We start from the raw sequence: 17,612 nt of genomic DNA, 5'->3' as shown, positions 1-17,612 counted from the left end.
AAGCCGGAATAAACGGAGAGGTTGGTCTCAAGGGTGACCGCATGACAGAGCATAACGGCAGAACGTTTTGCCATCAGCCGGCACGGCTAAGCCGATGAGCGCCGGCTATTCGGGAACGCCGCTCGAAAAGAAGCTAGGGCTGAAGGCAGGGCAGGCAGCGCTGCTGATCGGCGTGCCTCAAAGCGTCCCAGCGCTTGCCGATTTCGCGCATTTCAGCCGGGTCGAACTGGTAGCGCCTGAGAAGGAGGCGCGCTTCGACTACATCCATATCTTCGAGACCCGGCGTGCAGCGCTGGAAGCATTGGCGCCGCGATTGCGGCAGCTGGTGCAGCCTGACGGGGTGATCTGGATATCATGGCCGAAGAAGGCATCGAAGCTGCCGACCGATATCGCTGAAGACGTGCTGCGCGAGGTGCTGCTGCCGACCGGTCTCGTCGATGTGAAAGTCTGTGCCATCGACGAGATATGGTCGGGCTTGAAATTCGTCGTCCGCAGGGAGCTCAGGGGCGCTTAGCCGTCCTGGTTTGCAGCGCGCGAGACGCGCAGCAAGGCGCCGTCGCTCTCGTCCGTCACCATCAGCAATGCTCCATCCGGTGCGACGGTGATATCGCGGATGCGGCCGTATTTGCCTTCGAACATGCGCTCCTCGCCAACGAACTTGCCGCTGCCATCGCGCTGCATGCGCGACAGCAGCTGGAATTTCAGTGCGGCGACCAGCATGTCGCCATCCCATTCGGGAAACATCTTGCCGCGATAGACGGCGATGGCGCCGGGGGCAATGGATGGATCCCAATAGTGGAGGGGCTGTTCCAGTCCTTCCTTGTTCGTGCCTTCGCCGATCTTGGCGCCCGAATAATCGACGCCATAGGTGATGACGGGCCAGCCGTAATTCTTGGCCGGCGCGATGAGATTGATCTCGTCGCCGCCGCGGGCGCCGTGCTCGACGGTGTAGAGGTTGCCGTCGGCGGCATCGAAAGTGATGCCCTGCGGGTTACGATGACCCTTCGACCAGATTTCAGGCCGTGCCTTGGCGCCGTCGCGGAAGGGATTATCCGCGGGGATGCTGCCATCGGCGTTCACATGGATGATCGAGCCGGCGTCATCCTTGAAGTCCTGGGAACGGTCGCGGCTGCCGCGGTCGCCGACGCTGATGAACAGGCTGCCGTCCCCGGCGATGGCGATGCGCGAGCCATACTGGATGTTGCCGCCGGTGAATTTCGCCATGGTGAAGATCGGCTTGACGTCTTGGATCCCGGTTTCGTCGGCTGAAAGCCTGGCGGCGAAAGCCTCGGTGCCTGATCCCCTGGCATTGGCGATTGCGGCGGTGAAGTAGAAAATGCGGCTTTGGGCGAAATCGGGGGAGAGCGCCACATCCATCAGGCCGCCCTGGCCGCGGGCGCTGACCTCGGGCACGCCGGCAAGCGGTTCGGAGACCTTGCCATCGCGAATGATCCGGATATTGCCGGGACGTTCGGTCACGAGATAAGCGCCATCGGGCATGACCTCGACAGCCCAGGGATGATCAAGCCCGGTTGCCAGCGTATCGACGCTGACCGCGACGTCCTTGGTCTGCACCCTGTCGGCTGCATATGCAGCGCCAGCCATTGCAAATGCGGCACCTGCCGTCAAAGCGACGCGCAATCCCTTGAGCATGTTGATAATCTCCCCGTTTTACCATCCAGCTGGTTAGGTGGCGCGCGGGGGCGATCGCTTCAACCTCGCTAGGTGCCGGATAACGGCTTTGTGTTGCCGGGTTGAACGGTGCCGGTCTGGATCGTATCGACCAGCTCGGCCTCAACGATGTAGCGCATCGGGCCGCGTTCGGTGGCGTCGAAGGGCCAACAGGTGGTCAGCACCAGATGGCGGCCGTTTGCCGCCGCATCGATGCCGCTTTCGTCCCACCGCGCGACGCGGGCGTCGGTGGTCTTGAAGGTCAGCACGGTGCCGTCACGGCGCTTGATTTCGATGTCGTCGCCGGGTTTGACGTCTTTCAGCCAGCGGAAGTGGGTGTCCCTGTGGGCGGCGATCACCGATGTGCCTTCGTCGCCCGGCTGCGGCGTGTTGCTGAGCCAGGCCGGGCCGAAGGCCAGCGCTTCGCCGGATGCGCCCGACAGCACGATCGCCGTCTTGCCGAGACGCGGGGCGCTGACTTCGGCTTCGGTGGTGAAATCGGCCCAGGGCCACGGCTTGGCATCTTCGCCCCGCAGCTCCGCGGCGAAGGCGCGCTTCAGGAGAACCTGCGAAAGCTCTGCCTTGCCCTTCAGATAGAAGCCGCTGCTGACCAGTGCGACACCATAAAGGCCAAGACCGAGAATGCCGAAGGCGACGATCTTTTCCATCGGCGAGAGCCGGGAGAAAAAGCTCCTGCGCGGCTGCTCCACGTCAAATGCGGTGGCGGCGGCATTCGCCATCATCATTTCCAGATAGCTCGGAAGGGGCGCGAATTCGCCCGTTTCCTCGTTCCAGCTGCCTCTCTGCGTGCCGGCCATCAGCGGCCTCCCGGGATGACGAGGCCGCGCAGGCGGCGGCGCCAGATGGCAAAGCCACCGGCTGCGGCGAGCGCTGCCAACAGCATGGTCAGGCCCTGCATGATCTGCTGGTCGGCGAGCGTTGCGGTCTGCGGCAGCTTTACCGACGCGGAGCGCTGAGCGATGAGATTGGCGGCCGCCGGGGTCGGAGCGGCGGCCATCTGGTTGGCGAGGGCCGCGAACTCCATCTGCGGCTTGGCCATCGCGTGATCCGGTGCGCTGCCTGATGGGGCAGGGGCTGCGGGTTCGCCCATCACCTTCTCGAAGTCCCAGCCTTCGGGCAGGTTCAGCCGCAGCTTGGTCGAGGTAACCGGCTGGCCATCTGGGCGCGATGGCGTGACGTCGATGGCAACGAGGCTGGTGACGCGGGAAACGAGATGATGTGCCATGGCGATCGTCTCGACATCCTTGTCGAGCGCGGCCGGATCTTGGCGCTCATAGGCGCGGGCTTCGAGATCATCAATCTTGCGGCGGGCCCAGAGTTTGGAGAGGCCCTTGCCATCGGCCGCATTGGCGATGTCCATCTCGACGCGCCAGGGCTGGGCGCCGGTCTTGCCGGTGATCTGCAGTTTGCCTGCGGGTTTATCTGTTGGCAGTTCCGCCGTCAGGACAACCGGCTCGCCGGTATAGAGATCGGGCATCGGGTTTGGAGTGATGTCGCTTGCCTGCGTGCCTTCGAAGGTGGCGGCGATATCCGTCATCGCCGGGTTCTGCAGCTTGGCGAAGAGCTCGCCCATGCGCGTCGCGACCTGATCGGTGGAGCCGATATGGGTGAAAGTGCCGCGGCCAAGCTCGGCGGCCTTGGTCATGAAATAGGAGTTCGGGGCCGAGCCGATGCCGACGGTGAAGACGCGGGCATCGCTACGGTTGTTGGTGATCTCCATGAACAGTTGCTGCTCGTTGCCGATTGCGCCATCCGTCAGGAAGACGACCTGGCGGAGCGCGCCATTGGCGACCGATCCCTGATTGCGCAACGCGTCCTCGAGCGCTGGCAGCATCTCGGTGCCGCCGTCGGCCGTCAGGCCGCGGACATAGGCGATCGCCTTTTCGCGATTGTCGGGCGTGGCGCCGACGAGGCCGCCGAAATAATCGGTCATGGTGTCGTCGAAGCGGATGACGTTGAAGCGATCGTCCGCACCGAGTTTGGAGATCGCCAGAGCCAGGCTTTCCTTCGCCTGGGCGATCGATTCTCCGGACATCGAGCCGGAATTGTCGATGACGAAGATGACCTCGCGCTTCAAAGGTGCCGCCGATGCATCCGGCGTTGCGGGCGGGGTGACGAAGGCAAGCAGATAGGTCTTGCCATCCAGCACTTCGCGGAACAGGCCGGCGCTCGGCGTCTTGCCTGGTGCTGCCTTCCAGGTGAGCTCGAAATCCTTGTCGGCCGGAACGGACTCGCCCTTCAGGCTGATGACGCGGTTCTGGTCGCCGTCCTGTTTGATATCGACATCGTGGAAGGCGGACTTGACGTCGCCGAGCGGGAAGCCGGCTTTCAGGTTCACGGTCAGCGCGACAGGGTTGATCTTGGCGTTCTCGCGCGGGTCGAGGACCGGCGCCTCGATCTTGTCGCGGTTCGGAACCGGGTCATTCGGCACGGCGAAGCCAGCACCATTGTTGAACTCGACGGTCTGGACGACGGGAGCCGGATTGTAGCGGGGGGCAACGACCATCGGGAAGCGGAGCGAGAATTCGCCGCCGGACTGGTGGACGGCCTGCTGATACTCGATCTGCACGACGATGGTTTCGCCGGGGCCGATGTTGGCGACCTGGTTGGTGAAGATGTTCGGGCGCTGCTGCTCCAGAAGCGCTGCCTTCTTGCCCTCGGCTTTCGCCTGCTCGTAGATCTCGCGGGCTTCCTGGCGCGGCTTGATCTGGCCCTCGATGAAGCGGTCGCCGATCTGCATCTTCAACTCATCGACGGCGGAATTTTCCGGCAGCGGGAAGACATAGGTGCCTTCGACCCATCCCTTGCTGGGATTCTGGAACCGTTGGGTGACCTTGACGCGGGCGACCGGGCCGGAGACGTCCATCTCGACATCGGTCTTCAGCCGCGGCGCCTCGATGAAAAAGCCCGGATCCTTCGACGGGAAGAGCAGCGAGCCACTGTTGACATCGTTCGGGCGAACGAGACCGGCCAGCTGCGTGGCCTTCGGTGCAGCGGCCTCTTCGGCGCGGGCAACGGACACCAGCCCTGCCGTCATCATGATCGATGCAAAAAATGCGGTGAACGCAATCAGGAATGAAATGGCCACGCGGCGGACGCGGAGCCGCTCTGTCGCAAACTCGTCTTCCAGAAACATTGGCATACCCTCAATAACCAACTTCGGATGTGCAAGATTGAGGCTCCGATCCCGGCGGGCTCACGACGGAATTGCGGCATGCCGCGGCATTTGTTGCGGCTTATTCGTGGCAAAGGCCCAAAACGGGGAAGTTTCTGATTTTAAGGGGTAAATCCGGACCAGCTCAGAGATTGATTCAAGAGCTTCGCAAACTGATTCAACCGGGCGTCACAAACGATCTCTCAGCGTGCGGCAATCGATCAATAAGAATCATCGGCGTCATCGCGCCTTTGCGCTTGAAATGCCTGCGCACATTGGACATAGACCTTAGCGCAGAACTCCGGTCCCGGTCTTCTGCCCGTTTCAACCGTATAGGACCGATATCATGGCCTTTCTTGCCGATGCTCTTTCCCGTGTGAAGCCTTCAGCCACCATCGCCGTCGCTCAGAAAGCGCGCGAGCTGAAAGCCAAAGGACGCGACGTGATCGGGCTTGGCGCCGGTGAACCGGATTTCGATACGCCGGATAATATCAAGGACGCGGCGATCGACGCGATCAAGCGCGGCGAGACGAAGTACACGCCGATCTCCGGTATCCCGGAACTGCGCAAGGCGATCGCCGCCAAGTTCAAGCGCGAGAACAATCTCGACTACACCTGGGAGCAGACGATCGTCGGCACCGGCGGCAAGCACATTCTCTTCAACGCCTTCATGGCGACGCTGAACGCCGGCGACGAAGTCGTCATCCCGACGCCTTACTGGGTTTCCTACCCGGAGATCGTCGCACTTTGCGGCGGCACGCCTGTCTTCGTCGCGACGACCCAGGAGAACAACTTCAAGCTCCAGGCAGCCGACCTCGAAAAGGCGATCACGCCGAAGACCAAGTGGTTCATGTTCAACTCGCCGTCCAACCCGTCGGGCGCCGCCTATACGCATGACGAGCTGAAGGCGCTGACCGACGTTCTCGTCAAGCATCCGCATGTCTGGGTGCTGACCGACGACATGTACGAGCACCTGACCTATGGCGACTTCAAGTTCGCGACGCCTGTCGAAGTCGAGCCGAAGCTCTATGACCGGACGCTGACGATGAACGGCGTCTCCAAGGCCTATGCCATGACCGGCTGGCGCATCGGCTACGCAGCCGGCCCGCTGCAGCTGATCAAGGCGATGGACATGATCCAGGGCCAGCAGACCTCGGGCACGACCTCGATCGCCCAGTGGGCTGCCGTCGAGGCGCTGAACGGTCCGCAGGATTTCATCGGGACCAATAAAAAGATCTTCGAAGGACGCCGCGACCTGGTCGTCTCGATGCTGAACCAGGCCAAGGGCATTTCCTGCCCGGTTCCGGAAGGCGCCTTCTACGTCTACCCGTCCTGCAAGGGTCTGATCGGCAAGACTGCGCCCTCGGGCAAGGTCATCCAGAACGACGAAGACTTCGTCACCGAACTGCTGGAATCCGAAGGCGTCGCCGTCGTCCACGGCTCGGCCTTCGGCCTCGGCCCGAACTTCCGTATCTCCTACGCGACCTCGGAAGACCTGCTGGAAGAAGCATGCCGCCGCATCCAGCGCTTCTGCGCTGCTTGCCGGTAAGCAGTCGCGGCATCGTTTGATCACTTGAGCCCGCCGGAGACGGCGGGCTTTTTGTTTGGGCATGCAACTGTGGAGATCGATCCGGTGATGTGATAGTTTTCGGTCATGGATCGAAAAGACGTGCTCGAAAGTCTGCGGGAATATTCCGATGCCGTACGCGGCATGGGCGCGACGGGGCTTTATCTTTTCGGCTCTGCGGCACGCGATGAGCTTGGCAGCGATAGCGACCTCGATATCTTCATCGACTACGATAGCGGTTCGCATTTTTCCCTGATCGATCTGGTCGCCATCAAGCAGTTTCTCGAAGACGAGCTGAATGTCGAAGTAGACGTGACGACACGCGACAGCCTGCATCCAATGCTCAAGGCGGACATCGAGCAAAGCGCTATCCGGGTCTTTTGATGCCGAGAAAGCTCAAGCCTGTCATCACTGAGATTATCGAGACCATCGACGGTGTGCTGGCAGCGACGTCAGGCAAATCTCTCGACGATTTCAAGGGCGACTGGCTTCTACGGCTCGCGATCCAGCGGGCGTTGGAAATCATCTCGGAAGCGAGCCGCCATTTGCCCGACGACCTCGTCGCCTCGGAGCCCTATATCCCCTGGAAGCAGATTCGGGGTATCGGAAATGTTCTCAGGCATGAATATCATCGCATCGCCGATGACATTGTCTGGACCGTCGTTGCCAACAACCTCGGGCCGTTACGCGAGGCAGCGCTGAGATACTCGCGCGAGCCGAAGACTGAATAGCGTGATTTGACGGTGTGGCTACAAGTAGCTACATTAGCCCGATGAAGACCGTATCGATCCGAGATGCCAAGAACCGGTTGACTGAACTTGCCCGTGAGGTCGAGGAGGGCGAGACGATTGTCGTGACTCGCAATGGCCGACCGGTTTTTGATCTCGTGCCGCACAAGCCGCGCGGCGGTTTGGATCTTGCGGCGGGGCAGGCCTATCTGAAAGCGCACGGGATCACGCGGGCAGCCGGGTTCATTGCCGATGACTTCGATGAACCGTTGCCCGAAGACTTTCTGCTCAGGCCGCTGCCGTGACGCTTCGCTTGCTTCTGGATACTCATATCGTTCTCGCGATTGTTGATAACGAGCTTGCGGAGCGATTTCCGGCCGTCGCGAAGAGCCTTGCCGAAGATGATACGGACGCTTTTGTCAGTGTCGCCAGCCTATGGGAAATCGCCATTAAAGCCCGATTGGGAAAGCTCGTTCCGCAGCTTTCGCTTGATGTCATTCCGAATTATCTGACGGCTGCTGGCCTGAGATTTCTGCCGATTGAGATCGCCCATGCCATCACGGCCGCCGAGCCGGAGCCTGACACCCGCGATCCCTTCGACCGGTTGCTGCTTGCCCAATGCCAGGTCGAAAATCTCCAGCTCGTGACTATCGACCGCGCGCTTGCGGATCATCCTCTCGCCGCGCGCCTCTGACGATCACAGCCCCAGCGCCGTCAGCATCAGAAATGTTGCGAACAGGATGAAATGGGTCATGCCCTCGATGGCGTTGGTTTCGCCGTCGTTGAGGTTGATGGCGGCGGCGATCAGGGTGATGGCGACCATTACGGTCTGGACGGGCGTCATCGCCATGACGAAGGGTTGGCCGGTGTAGAGCGCGATGGCTTCCATCACGGGAACGGTCAGGATCACCGTCGAGAGCGAGGCGCCCATGGCGATGTTGACGGTTGCCTGCATGCGGTTTTTCAGCGCCGCCCGAAGGGCAGTGAGGATTTCAGGCGCGGCGGAGATGGCGGCGACGACGATGGCGGTCAGAGCGACCGGCGCGCCGGTGTCGCGCAGGCCTTCGGTCATGAAGGCGGACATGAATTCGGCAAGACCGCCGATGATGACGACGCCGACCAGGATGGTGATGATCGAGGCGGAGGCCGGTTCGTCCGCATGTTCCTTGTCTGCTGATCCTGCCTTCCGCTCGACGCGGGGATAGCTGTAGCTGAAGAAATAGCTGTGCTGGCCGACCTGCATGCGCAGGAAGAGCCCATAGAGCGCGATCATCGCGACGATGGTGAAGGCCGAGTAATAGTGCCATTTGGCTTCCGGAACGAATTCCGGGACGATCATCGAGATGCCGATGGCCGTTAGGATCATTACGCCATAGGTCTTGCCCGAGTTGTCGTTATAGGGCTGTTCGCCATGCTTCAAGCCGCCGAGCAGGGCGGCAAGGCCGAGGATGCCGTTGATATCCAGCATCAGCGCCGAATAGATCGTGTCGCGCACCAGCGTCGGCGAGCTTTCGCCTGACATCATGATGGCGAGGATGATGACTTCGACCAGCACCGCCGACAGCGTCAGGATCATCGTGCCGTAGGGATCGCCAACCTTGACGGCGAGGATTTCGGCATGGTGCGCCACCCGGATCGAGGCGAGAACGATGGTGCCGACAAGGGCTGCTGCGGCGATCAGCGCGGCACCGCGGCCCATCGCCATGACGCTATGTTCGAGCGCGTAGCCGGCGATGGCGGCAAGGAACGCGACAATCAGAAATTTCTCGTCCCGCAATCGTGAAATCAGTGTCACGCCTGGCTCCGGATTTGATTCATGCGATCAATCTAAGCCGATGATTTCTTTAATCAAGATGGTGCTTCAACGGTGCAATTTGCGCTAATGCGGATTTAATGGAATACTGCCTCATCGGTTTGCCGGACACAATCGCGGCGTGCCCTCGTCTTCTTTTGCCGCCGCGACCGGCCGGATCATTCCCGGAAGTTCTTTGCCGCGCCCACGAGAAAAAGGAGAGGTGCATGGTCAAGGTGGTTTATGAGGTTGTCCCGCATGACGGAGGCTGGGCCTACAGGTTCGGCGGCGTCTATTCCGAAGCCTTCCCGTCGCATGCCGAGGCGCTCGAGGCGGCCCGTATCGTTGCTGCCGAACAGCAGGTCGGCGGCGATTCCGCCGAGATCAGCTGGCAGGACGACAAGGGCAAGTGGCACGAGGAATATGCCGAGGGCGGTGACCGTCCTGAAACCGAAGTGGTGGATGGCCTGCTCGCCGGCCGCCGCGGGGCGGAAGCCTCTCCCGGCGTCTGAGAGACCGGAAATCCGTCCTTCGATCGTGCGCCGTCAGGCGCGCGTGCTCACGCAATTGTCCAGATAGATCTTCAACCCTTCGACCAGGGCATCGAAGGCGGCGCGGCAGCGCGGCGAGGTCTTCAGGTTTTCGTGCATCGCCACCCAGGTGCCGATATGCATGTCCATGATGCCAGGAAGGACGCGCACGAGGTTCGGGTCGGCGTCGCCGAGACCGGTCTGGCACATGCCGATGCCGCAGCCGCTTCTGATGGCGGCGAGTTGCGCCAGGTAGCTATCGGTGCGGAACGCAAAGGCGATGCCGCCGGCGGCCGGAAAGCGCTGCACCATCGTCCGCACATAGGCTGTTTGCCGGTCGAAACCGATCAGCCGGTGATCCCTGATATCCTCAAGCGTTTCGGGTGTTCCGTGGCGCGCCAGATAGGCGCGGTGCGCGTAGCAGGCAATCGGAATGTCGCCGATGCGCCTGACGACAAGGGCATCCTGCTGCGGCTCCATCATCCTCACGGCGATATCGGCCTCGCGGTTCAGCAGGTCCTCGACATCATCCGATGCGGACAGCTCGATCTCGAGCGCCGGGTGGCGTTCCTGCAGGGATGCAAGGATCGGCGGGAGCACTTCGACGGCAATCACCTCGCTGGCGCTGATGCGCACCGTTCCCTCGATCCTGTTACGGTGACCGGATGCAGCCCGCAACAGCGCAGACGAACTTGACGCCATGGTTTCGGCGAAGGGCGCCAAGGCGCGGGCGGCCTCGGTCGGCAGCAATCCGCTCTGCGAGCGGGTAAACAGCTGCGTGCCGACAGCCTGCTCCAGCGCGTCGATATGGCGGCCGACGGTCGGCTGTGTCAGGCCGAGTTCGCGGGCGGCAGCCGAGAGCGACCCATGGCGGAGCACGGTCAGAAAGGTGCGGTAGAAATCCCAGCTTGGCTCTTCGATCATAAATTTATGTATAGATGATTCAGTTATTTCGTCAATTTCGTTTATGTGTGATCTGCGACACAATCATCTCCATCAAAGGAGATCGATATGACTGAAGATCGGAAGATTGCGCTCGTGCTTGGTGCGACAGGCGGCATCGGCGGCTCGGTGGCGCGGAACCTCGCTGGACGCGGATGGCATATTCGTGCGCTTAATCGTGATGCCGCGAAGGCTTCCAGAAGCCAGCCGGTACTCGAGTGGGTACAGGGCGATGCGATGAATGCTGCTGATGTTGCCGCGGCAGCCGATGGCGCCAGTGTCATCGTCCACGGCGTCAATCCGCCCGGCTATCGCGATTGGGAAAAGCTGGTGCTGCCGATGCTCGGCAATACGATCGCTGCGGCGCGGGCTGTTGGCGCGCGGATCGTGCTGCCGGGAACGGTGTATAATTTCGGCCCTGATGCCTTTCCCATCCTGCGGGAAGACAGCCCGCAAAACCCCGTCACCCGCAAGGGCGCGATCCGTGCCGAGATGGAGCGGCGGCTGAAGCGTGCGGCGGATGCGGGGACCGGCGTCATCATCGTCCGTGCCGGCGATTTCTTCGGGCCGGGTGCGACCGGCAACAGCTGGTTTTCGCAGATCGTCGCGCCCGGAAAGCCGGTAAAGACTCTGAAGAACCCGTCGCCCAAAGGCATCGGCCACCAATGGGCCTATCTTCCGGATGTCGCGGAAACGATGGCCGAACTTATCGAACGGGCATCCTTGCTGCCTGCATTCGCCGTCTATCACATGGAGGGCTTCTGGGACCGCGACGGCAGGCAGATGGCCGAGGCGATCCGCCGCGTCTCCGGCGGGCGGGCGAAGATCGGCGCCTTTCCGTGGTGGATCGTGCCGCTTGCTGCGCCCTTCGTCACCGTGATGCGGGAGGTGAAGGAGATGCGCTATCTCTGGAAAGAGCCGATCCGGATGTCGAACGAGAAGCTTGTCGCAGAGCTTGGGCGTGAGCCGCAGACGCCTGTTGACGACGCTGTGCGGGCCTCATTGATGGCGCTCGGCTGCCTGCCGAAGCCGGCGGGATTGCTGAGCGATAGCCGTGCGGCGGTGCTGCGCTAGCCGAGTTCGGCGATGGCAATGCGGGCAATGGTGAGCTGCAGTTCGGCACTCTCCGTCGAGCCGTCGGCCAGGAACCAGGCAGCGGAAAGACCGGAATAGGCGGCGATCCATTGCAGCAGGCGGCGTGGATCGATGCCTGTCTCTTCGGCGACGATGGGCAACTGGCGCTGCAGCCGGCCGGGTGTGGCAATGATCTCCAGATCCTCGTTGGCGAAGGTGTTGGCGAAATCGAAGCCGCGCTCGCCATGGAGCCCTTTGGGGTCGATCGCAAGCCAGCCATCTTCGCCGAAATCCAGAATGTTGCTGTGATGGATATCGCCGTGAAGCACGGTGATATCTTGAGGGGTCACCAGAAGCTCTCGGGCGATCCGGTGGCAATCGGCGAGTATGCCGCCATGGTGGGCGGCAGCCGGTGCAAGGTCGTGAAACCATCGATCCAGCGGGATCAATGCGGGCAGGGGCTTTGTCCGTGACGCATGCAGCCTGTTGGCGGTGCGGCAGATGATCCGCGTTGCCTCGTCATCCAATTCTTCGTGAGCCATGGCCAGCAGCGAGCGGCTGCTGAGCGAGCGCTCCATGAGAACGGCATATGCGTCATGTGCATAGACTTTGGCCGCGCCGTCGCCATCCCACCAGTCGAGCACCGCACCTCCGGCACGTTCGGCCTCGTCGTCGGACATTTTCAGCATCGCCGGTTTGCCGCGCCAGAGCACCGGCAGGAGATTGCTGCAATGGGTGATGATCGGTGGGCCGTCCGGGGTGAGCGCCCAGCGGGAGAGGTAGGGTTCGAACATGAGGGTGAAGGTAGTGGGCCGGGACGTGCGTTTGAAGAGTTCCGGCTCCCGCACTCCCTCATTTCTGTGCTTGTCGCAGAAATCCAGCCACGGCGCGTCTGCGCCGTGAATGACAGCCTTAAGGAGTCTTCTGCCGCGCAGACGCGCGGCGCTGGATTTCTGTGACGACCACAGGAATGAGGGAAAGCGTGGAGGCGGGTCCAAAAAAGAAATCCCGCCACGAGGGCGGGATCTCCAACTGCCATTTTGCCGGCTTACGCGACCTTGTCGGCCAGCGGATAGTCGATATAGCCCTTCTGGCCGCCGCCATAGAAGGTGGCCTGATCCGGGGCGTTCAGCGGCAGGTTCTTTTCCAGGCGCTTCACCAGATCGGGGTTGGCGATGAAAGGCTTGCCGAAGGCGACGAGGTCGGCGCGGCCGCTGTCGACGGCGTCGATGGCCGTTGCGCGGTCGTAGCCGTTGTTGACCATCCAGTCGGCCTTGCCGCCGGCCTTTTCATAGGCCTGGCACAGCGCCTTGTAGTCGAAGGACGGGTTGTCGCCCTGCTTGTAGTCGCGCTCGCCGCCGGTCTGGCCCTCGACGATGTGGATATAGGCAAGGTCGTACTTCGCCAGGCCTTCGACCACATGGGTGAACAGCGCCTGCGGGTTGGAATCGTAGCTGTCGTTGGACGGTGTGACCGGCGACAGGCGGATCGCCGTGCGGCCGGCACCGATTTCCTTGGTCACGGCGTCGACCACTTCGAAGGTCAGCTTGGTCCGGTTCTCGATCGAGCCGCCATACTGGTCGGTGCGGTCGTTGATGCCGTCGCGCATGAACTGGTCGAGCAGGTAGCCATTGGCGCCATGGATTTCGACGCCGTCGAAACCGGCATCGATAGCTGCGCGTGCGGCCTTGCGGTAATCCTCGATGATGCCGGGGATTTCAGAGGTTTCGAGCGCGCGGGGCTCGGAGGTCTCGGCGAAGGAACCGGTGCCGTCGGCATTGACGAGATAGGTCTTGCCCTTGGCGGCGCGATTGGTCGAGGAAACAGGCTTGCCGCCATTTGGCTGCAGCGTGTTGTGCGAGATACGGCCGACATGCCACATCTGCACGACGATCTTGCCGCCTTCAGCGTGAACGGCATCGGTGACACGCTTCCAGCCGTCGAGCGCTTCCTTGGTGTAGAGGCCGGGCACGTCGGCATATCCCTGGCCCTGATGGGTGATCGGGGTTGCCTCAGTGATGATCAGGCCGGCGGTGGCGCGCTGGCGGTAATATTCGACATTCAGGTCGTTCGGAACGGCACCCGGCGAGCGGTTGCGCGTCAGCGGCGCCATGACGATGCGGTTCTTGACGGCGATATCGCCAACCTGTGTCGGTTCAAAAAGCTTGGTCATAAAGGTATTTCCTTTTCTGGCGGGAGATCACTCGGCCGGGGCGGGGGCTGTCTTGCCCTTGGCGGAGAGATAGGTGAGTGCCGTGGCGCCGAGGCCGATAAAGGCCATGAGCGCTGCGGCCAGGGGAACGCGAGTCAGTTCGAAGCCGCTCTCGATCACCATGCCGCCGGCCCAGGCACCGAGCGCATTGCCGGTGTTGAAGGCGCCGATATTGATGGTCGAGACGAGGTTCGGGGCATCCTTTCCGAAGCTCACGACGCCGACCTGCAGGGCGGGAACGGCGGCAAAGGTGGCGATCGCCCAGACGAGCAGGGTGATTTCGGCCGGGATGAAGAAGCGGCTGGTATAGCTGAAGACGATCGAGGTGACGGCGATTGCGGCGAAGACGCCGGCAAGCGTTACGCCGAGCTTCCAGTCGGCGAGCTTGCCGCCCAGCAGATTGCCGACGGTGAGACCGAGACCGATCAGGAACAGCGTCCAGGTGACGCCCTTCGGCGACAGGCCGGTAACGTCGCGCAGAAGCGGCGCGATATAGGTGAAGAGCGCGAACATCGAGGCCGAGAAGAACACGGTGGTCGACAGCGCCAGCCACAGGCGGCCGTTGCGCAGCGCCGAGATTTCGGCGAGCAGGCTGCCCTGCGTTTCGTTCTTGTCCTTCGGCAGGATGGCGATCAGGCCGAGGATGGTGACGATGCCGACGACGGTGACCACGGCAAAGGTGGAGCGCCAGCCATAGGCCTGGCCGATGGCGGTGCCGATCGGCACGCCAAGCACGTTTGCCAGCGTCAGGCCGGTAAACATCAGGGCGACGGCGCGCGCCTTGCGGTCTTCGCTGACGAGGCCGGCGGCGGCGACAGAGCCGATACCGAAGAAGGCGCCATGGCAGAGCGCGGTGACGACGCGCGCGAACATCAGCACCCAATAGTTCGGGGCGATGGCGCAGAGCAGATTGCCGGCGATGAAGATTGCCATCAGCGCGATCAGCGCCGTGCGCCGCTTCAGCTTGGCGGTCGAGACGGCCATCAGCGGCGCGCCGACGGCAACAGCCAGCGCATAGCCGGTGACGAGCCAGCCTGCCTGGGGAATGTTGACGGAGAGATCGGCAGCGACCTCCGGCAACAGGCCCATGATAACGAATTCCGTGGTGCCGATCGCAAAAGAGCTCAGGGCAAGGACGAGGAGGGCGAGGGGCATGATCAAAGATCCCGGGAGAGCTGCTTAAGGAAGTCGGCGATCGTTTCTTCGTTTCGCTTGTAGAAGATCCACTGGCCAACCCTGCGGGTGGTCACTAGGCCGGCGCGGTGCAGGGTGCCGAGATGCGAGGAGACGGTGGATTGCGACAGACCGCAACGTTCGAACTGGCTGGCGCAGACACCCATTTCCAGCGGATGCTCCTGAGACTTGAAATGTGCCTCGGGATTCTTCAGCCAGTTGAGGATTTCCATCCGTGTCGGATGAGAAAGCGCCTTGAGGATTTCGTCCTTATCCATCGTTCCGTGCCGATCCGTAAATCGAAATTTCTCGATATATGGATCGACGGCCTACGATATGCAAGTCACGACGGTGTGAGCTCTTGCGAGATATTTTTCTGATTAAATTTTAAGCAAAAAAAGAGGGCCACCGGAAAGCCGGGGCCCTTTAAAGGTGTGAAGGTCAATAAACCTCCAGAGGGGAACAGCTAATGCGGTGGCACTGGGAGAGAACCACGAAATGCATCAGCTATGTGCGATATGGTGGTTTATTGGGCAGGTTGCAATGCACTTTTGTGCATGCCTGCTATGCGCTGCACAAATTATGCTGCGATGCAGCGAATTTTGGGCAAAAAAAGAGGGCCACCGAAAGCTCGGGGCCCTTTTAAGGTGTGAAGGTCAAAAACCTCCAGAGGGGAACAGCTAATGCGGCGGAACTGGGAGGAAAAGCCGCCATGTGCATCAGCTATGTGCGATATGGTGTTTAAATGGGCAAACGGCAACCCCCTTTTGTGCATGTCAGTCATGCGTGAGTTGCATAGTCTGCAATTTATTCCAGGAAACGCCGCCTAGAAGTTCCAGTTTCTGGCCTTGGTGACGATGAAATCGCGGAAGGCCTTGAGCTTCGCGGCGTTCTTGATTTCATCGGGATAGCAGAAATAGGTATCGAAAGACGGCACGTCCGCATTGATCGCCAGCTGGATCAGGCCGGGGTCGCGGCCGACGATATAATCCGGCATGCAGGCGACGCCCATGCCAAGCAGGCAGGCGCGCTTGATCGAAGTCTGGCTGTTGATCTGCAAATGCGGAATGCGCTTGTTGTCCGACGAGCGGCCGGCGATCTCCAGCCAGTTGACGTCGAGCAGGTAGTTCGGCGCCGGTTCGCCGAAGGTGATGATGCGGTGGTTGTCGAGATCCTCCACCGTCTGCGGCTCGCCGTAACGGTTGATGTAGGAGGGGGCCGCATAGACGTGCATATGCACGGTGAACAGCTTGCGCTGGATCAGATCGGATTGCTGCGGCTGGCGCAGGCGAATGGCGCAATCGGCGTGGCGCATGTTCACGTCGACTTCCTCGTTGTCGAGGATCAGCTGGATCTGAACATCCGGATAGAGCTGCATGAACTCCTGGATCTTGTCCGTCAGCCAGCCCTGGCCGAGACCGACAGTCGTGGTGACGCGCAGCTTGCCGGACGGCGTTTCCGTCGTTTCGGTAAGCTGCATCTTCACGGTTTCGAGCTTCAGCAGCACGTCGTGAGCGGTGCGATACAGAAGCTCGCCCTGTTCCGTCAGGATCAGGCCGCGCGCGTGGCGGTGAAACAGCTTGGTGCCGACATCCTGCTCCAGCGCGCTGACCTGGCGGCTGATGGCCGATTGAGACAGATGCAGTTTATCGGCCGCATGCGTGAACGAACCCGCTTCGGCAGCTGCGTGAAAAATACGCAGCTTGTCCCAATCCAATGGCATTCCCCCACCCCTCATAGCCATGCTTACTCCGCGGCCACGGCAACGGGCATGTGGCCCGTCAGATATCGCTCGGCCTCGAGCGCGGCCATGCAGCCGAGACCGGCGGCGGTGATCGCCTGCCGGAAGGTATCATCCGTGACGTCGCCGGCAGCATAGACACCCTCTATGCTGGTTGCGGTGGAATCGGGGGCAGTCCAGAGATAGCCGTTGTCCTTGAGCTTCAGCTTGCCCTTGAAGAGTTCTGTCGCCGGCGCGTGGCCGATCGCCACGAAGACGCCGTCGATGACGGTATCGGAGATTGCGCCGGTGCGCGTATCGCGCAGCCTGACGCCCGAAACCGACGGCGGCATCGGCGGCTTGGCCGGGGTGCCGGTGATTTCGGCGATCTCGGTATTCCAGAGGATCTTGACGTTTTCCTTGGCGAACAGGCGCTCCTGCAGGATCTTTTCCGAGCGGAAGCTGTCGCGGCGGTGCACGACCGTAACCGACTTGGCGATGTTCGAGAGATAAAGCGCTTCCTCGACGGCGCTGTTGCCGCCGCCAACGACGATGACGTCCTTGTTGCGGTAGAAGAAACCATCACAGGTGGCGCAGGCCGACACGCCGAAGCCCTGGAAATGCTGCTCGCTTTCGATCCCGAGCCACTTGGCCTTGGCACCGGTGGCGATGATCAGCGTATCGGCGGTCCAGACCTGGCCGCTATCGGTGCGGGCGACGAAGGGGCGCTGGTTCATCTCGACTTCGGTGACGAGGTCGTTGACGATTTCGGCGCCGACATGCTTGGCCTGCTGCAGCATCTGCTCCATCAGCCACGGGCCCTGGATCGGATCGGCAAAGCCCGGATAATTCTCAACGTCGGTCGTGATCATCAGCTGGCCGCCTTGCTCCATGCCTGCAATCAGCACCGGCTTCAGCATCGCGCGCGCCGCATAGACGGCAGCCGTATAGCCGGCAGGGCCGGAGCCGATGATGAGCACCTTCGTGTGGCGGGCGGACATGTCTGAATTCCTTTCGACTGGCGGGGA

19 protein-coding genes are annotated in these 17,612 nt (G+C 61.7%); 8 read left to right on the top strand and 11 right to left on the bottom strand.

Annotated features, from left to right (window positions below):
- Positions 1–94 precede the first annotated feature (94 nt).
- A complete protein-coding gene (locus AC1DIJ_RS06865; RefSeq protein ID WP_112386287.1) occupies positions 95–514 on the top strand; it encodes a DUF3052 domain-containing protein in 420 nt (139 codons plus the stop codon).
- Here AC1DIJ_RS06865 and AC1DIJ_RS06860 read toward each other — a convergent pair.
- The 3 genes from AC1DIJ_RS06860 to AC1DIJ_RS06850 all read right to left on the bottom strand — a co-directional run bounded on the left by AC1DIJ_RS06860 (position 511) and on the right by AC1DIJ_RS06850 (position 4,828).
- On the bottom strand, positions 511–1,653 hold the full coding sequence (locus AC1DIJ_RS06860) for a PQQ-dependent sugar dehydrogenase (protein ID WP_112386288.1): 1,143 nt from the start codon (positions 1,651–1,653) through the stop codon (positions 511–513). The two genes, AC1DIJ_RS06865 and AC1DIJ_RS06860, sit on opposite strands and share 4 nt — an antisense overlap.
- A gap of 68 nt (positions 1,654–1,721) precedes the next feature.
- Complete coding sequence (locus AC1DIJ_RS06855; RefSeq protein ID WP_112386289.1) at positions 1,722–2,489, bottom strand: class GN sortase; 768 nt, start codon at positions 2,487–2,489, stop codon at positions 1,722–1,724.
- Positions 2,489–4,828, bottom strand: coding sequence for a marine proteobacterial sortase target protein (locus AC1DIJ_RS06850; protein WP_112386290.1), 2,340 nt, complete (start codon positions 4,826–4,828; stop codon positions 2,489–2,491). The genes AC1DIJ_RS06855 and AC1DIJ_RS06850 overlap by 1 nt, the downstream gene beginning before the upstream one ends.
- A 364-nt stretch (positions 4,829–5,192) precedes the next feature.
- On the opposite strand from AC1DIJ_RS06850, the gene AC1DIJ_RS06845 reads away from it, so the two are divergent.
- From AC1DIJ_RS06845 to AC1DIJ_RS06825, 5 genes are all read left to right on the top strand, one after another.
- Positions 5,193–6,395, top strand: coding sequence for a pyridoxal phosphate-dependent aminotransferase (locus AC1DIJ_RS06845; protein ID WP_112386291.1), 1,203 nt, complete (start codon positions 5,193–5,195; stop codon positions 6,393–6,395).
- Positions 6,396–6,500: 105 nt separating this feature from the next.
- The gene (locus tag AC1DIJ_RS06840; RefSeq protein ID WP_112386292.1) at positions 6,501–6,797 is read left to right on the top strand and encodes a nucleotidyltransferase domain-containing protein; all 297 of its coding nucleotides are present in this window, start codon (positions 6,501–6,503) and stop codon (positions 6,795–6,797) included.
- A complete protein-coding gene (locus tag AC1DIJ_RS06835) occupies positions 6,797–7,144 on the top strand; it encodes a HepT-like ribonuclease domain-containing protein (protein ID WP_477831355.1) in 348 nt (115 codons plus the stop codon). Before AC1DIJ_RS06840 ends, AC1DIJ_RS06835 begins: the two co-directional genes overlap by 1 nt.
- A gap of 41 nt (positions 7,145–7,185) precedes the next feature.
- Positions 7,186–7,446 (top strand): type II toxin-antitoxin system Phd/YefM family antitoxin, encoded by a 261-nt coding sequence (locus AC1DIJ_RS06830; protein WP_112386294.1) that lies wholly within the window; start codon positions 7,186–7,188, stop codon positions 7,444–7,446.
- The gene (locus AC1DIJ_RS06825) at positions 7,443–7,835 is read left to right on the top strand and encodes a type II toxin-antitoxin system VapC family toxin (RefSeq protein WP_112386295.1); all 393 of its coding nucleotides are present in this window, start codon (positions 7,443–7,445) and stop codon (positions 7,833–7,835) included. Before AC1DIJ_RS06830 ends, AC1DIJ_RS06825 begins: the two co-directional genes overlap by 4 nt.
- A 3-nt stretch (positions 7,836–7,838) precedes the next feature.
- Here the strand turns inward: AC1DIJ_RS06825 and AC1DIJ_RS06820 are convergent, their stop codons facing one another.
- The gene (locus AC1DIJ_RS06820) at positions 7,839–8,936 is read right to left on the bottom strand and encodes a calcium:cation antiporter (protein ID WP_112386296.1); all 1,098 of its coding nucleotides are present in this window, start codon (positions 8,934–8,936) and stop codon (positions 7,839–7,841) included.
- A gap of 224 nt (positions 8,937–9,160) precedes the next feature.
- On the opposite strand from AC1DIJ_RS06820, the gene AC1DIJ_RS06815 reads away from it, so the two are divergent.
- Positions 9,161–9,445: a DUF2188 domain-containing protein gene (locus tag AC1DIJ_RS06815; protein ID WP_112386297.1), complete on the top strand. Its 285-nt coding sequence runs from the start codon at positions 9,161–9,163 to the stop codon at positions 9,443–9,445.
- 33 nt (positions 9,446–9,478) lie between these two features.
- Here the strand turns inward: AC1DIJ_RS06815 and AC1DIJ_RS06810 are convergent, their stop codons facing one another.
- On the bottom strand, positions 9,479–10,387 hold the full coding sequence (locus AC1DIJ_RS06810; RefSeq protein WP_112386298.1) for a LysR family transcriptional regulator: 909 nt from the start codon (positions 10,385–10,387) through the stop codon (positions 9,479–9,481).
- Between the two features lie 87 nt (positions 10,388–10,474).
- Here AC1DIJ_RS06810 and AC1DIJ_RS06805 point away from each other — a divergent pair, with 87 nt between their 5' ends.
- Entirely contained in the window at positions 10,475–11,479 is a 1,005-nt protein-coding gene (locus AC1DIJ_RS06805) for an NAD(P)H-binding protein (RefSeq protein WP_112386299.1), read from the top strand.
- On the opposite strand, the gene AC1DIJ_RS06800 is transcribed toward AC1DIJ_RS06805, so the two are convergent.
- The 6 genes from AC1DIJ_RS06800 to trxB all read right to left on the bottom strand — a co-directional run bounded on the left by AC1DIJ_RS06800 (position 11,476) and on the right by trxB (position 17,585).
- Positions 11,476–12,273: an aminoglycoside phosphotransferase family protein gene (locus AC1DIJ_RS06800; protein ID WP_112386300.1), complete on the bottom strand. Its 798-nt coding sequence runs from the start codon at positions 12,271–12,273 to the stop codon at positions 11,476–11,478. The genes AC1DIJ_RS06805 and AC1DIJ_RS06800 overlap by 4 nt on opposite strands.
- A gap of 254 nt (positions 12,274–12,527) precedes the next feature.
- Positions 12,528–13,652 (bottom strand): alkene reductase, encoded by a 1,125-nt coding sequence (locus tag AC1DIJ_RS06795; protein WP_112386301.1) that lies wholly within the window; start codon positions 13,650–13,652, stop codon positions 12,528–12,530.
- 27 nt (positions 13,653–13,679) lie between these two features.
- Complete coding sequence (locus tag AC1DIJ_RS06790; RefSeq protein ID WP_112386302.1) at positions 13,680–14,846, bottom strand: MFS transporter; 1,167 nt, start codon at positions 14,844–14,846, stop codon at positions 13,680–13,682.
- Between the two features lie 2 nt (positions 14,847–14,848).
- The gene (locus AC1DIJ_RS06785; RefSeq protein ID WP_112386303.1) at positions 14,849–15,142 is read right to left on the bottom strand and encodes an ArsR/SmtB family transcription factor; all 294 of its coding nucleotides are present in this window, start codon (positions 15,140–15,142) and stop codon (positions 14,849–14,851) included.
- A gap of 548 nt (positions 15,143–15,690) precedes the next feature.
- Positions 15,691–16,587 carry a LysR family transcriptional regulator VtlR gene (locus AC1DIJ_RS06780; protein ID WP_112386304.1) on the bottom strand — a complete coding sequence of 299 codons (897 nt, stop codon included), beginning with the start codon at positions 16,585–16,587 and terminating at the stop codon, positions 15,691–15,693.
- Positions 16,588–16,610: 23 nt separating this feature from the next.
- Positions 16,611–17,585: a thioredoxin-disulfide reductase gene (trxB, locus tag AC1DIJ_RS06775; protein WP_112386305.1), complete on the bottom strand. Its 975-nt coding sequence runs from the start codon at positions 17,583–17,585 to the stop codon at positions 16,611–16,613.
- Positions 17,586–17,612 lie beyond the last annotated feature (27 nt).

It is taken from the genome of Rhizobium sp. 10N427, assembly GCF_056394605.1.
This window is presented reverse-complemented; position numbering and strand designations above follow the sequence as displayed.

Coding starts and splice junctions, on each gene's coding strand:
- AC1DIJ_RS06800 (WP_112386300.1), bottom strand. CDS start 12,273: ATGTTCGAACCCTACCTCTCCCGCTGGGCGCTCACCCCGGACGGCCCA.
- AC1DIJ_RS06860 (WP_112386288.1), bottom strand. CDS start 1,653: ATGCTCAAGGGATTGCGCGTCGCTTTGACGGCAGGTGCCGCATTTGCA.
- trxB (WP_112386305.1), bottom strand. CDS start 17,585: ATGTCCGCCCGCCACACGAAGGTGCTCATCATCGGCTCCGGCCCTGCC.
- AC1DIJ_RS06845 (WP_112386291.1), top strand. CDS start 5,193: ATGGCCTTTCTTGCCGATGCTCTTTCCCGTGTGAAGCCTTCAGCCACC.
- AC1DIJ_RS06830 (WP_112386294.1), top strand. CDS start 7,186: ATGAAGACCGTATCGATCCGAGATGCCAAGAACCGGTTGACTGAACTT.
- AC1DIJ_RS06850 (WP_112386290.1), bottom strand. CDS start 4,828: ATGTTTCTGGAAGACGAGTTTGCGACAGAGCGGCTCCGCGTCCGCCGC.
- AC1DIJ_RS06835 (WP_477831355.1), top strand. CDS start 6,797: ATGCCGAGAAAGCTCAAGCCTGTCATCACTGAGATTATCGAGACCATC.
- AC1DIJ_RS06785 (WP_112386303.1), bottom strand. CDS start 15,142: ATGGATAAGGACGAAATCCTCAAGGCGCTTTCTCATCCGACACGGATG.
- AC1DIJ_RS06805 (WP_112386299.1), top strand. CDS start 10,475: ATGACTGAAGATCGGAAGATTGCGCTCGTGCTTGGTGCGACAGGCGGC.
- AC1DIJ_RS06795 (WP_112386301.1), bottom strand. CDS start 13,652: ATGACCAAGCTTTTTGAACCGACACAGGTTGGCGATATCGCCGTCAAG.
- AC1DIJ_RS06815 (WP_112386297.1), top strand. CDS start 9,161: ATGGTCAAGGTGGTTTATGAGGTTGTCCCGCATGACGGAGGCTGGGCC.
- AC1DIJ_RS06810 (WP_112386298.1), bottom strand. CDS start 10,387: ATGATCGAAGAGCCAAGCTGGGATTTCTACCGCACCTTTCTGACCGTG.
- AC1DIJ_RS06855 (WP_112386289.1), bottom strand. CDS start 2,489: ATGGCCGGCACGCAGAGAGGCAGCTGGAACGAGGAAACGGGCGAATTC.
- AC1DIJ_RS06780 (WP_112386304.1), bottom strand. CDS start 16,587: ATGCCATTGGATTGGGACAAGCTGCGTATTTTTCACGCAGCTGCCGAA.
- AC1DIJ_RS06865 (WP_112386287.1), top strand. CDS start 95: ATGAGCGCCGGCTATTCGGGAACGCCGCTCGAAAAGAAGCTAGGGCTG.
- AC1DIJ_RS06840 (WP_112386292.1), top strand. CDS start 6,501: ATGGATCGAAAAGACGTGCTCGAAAGTCTGCGGGAATATTCCGATGCC.
- AC1DIJ_RS06790 (WP_112386302.1), bottom strand. CDS start 14,846: ATGCCCCTCGCCCTCCTCGTCCTTGCCCTGAGCTCTTTTGCGATCGGC.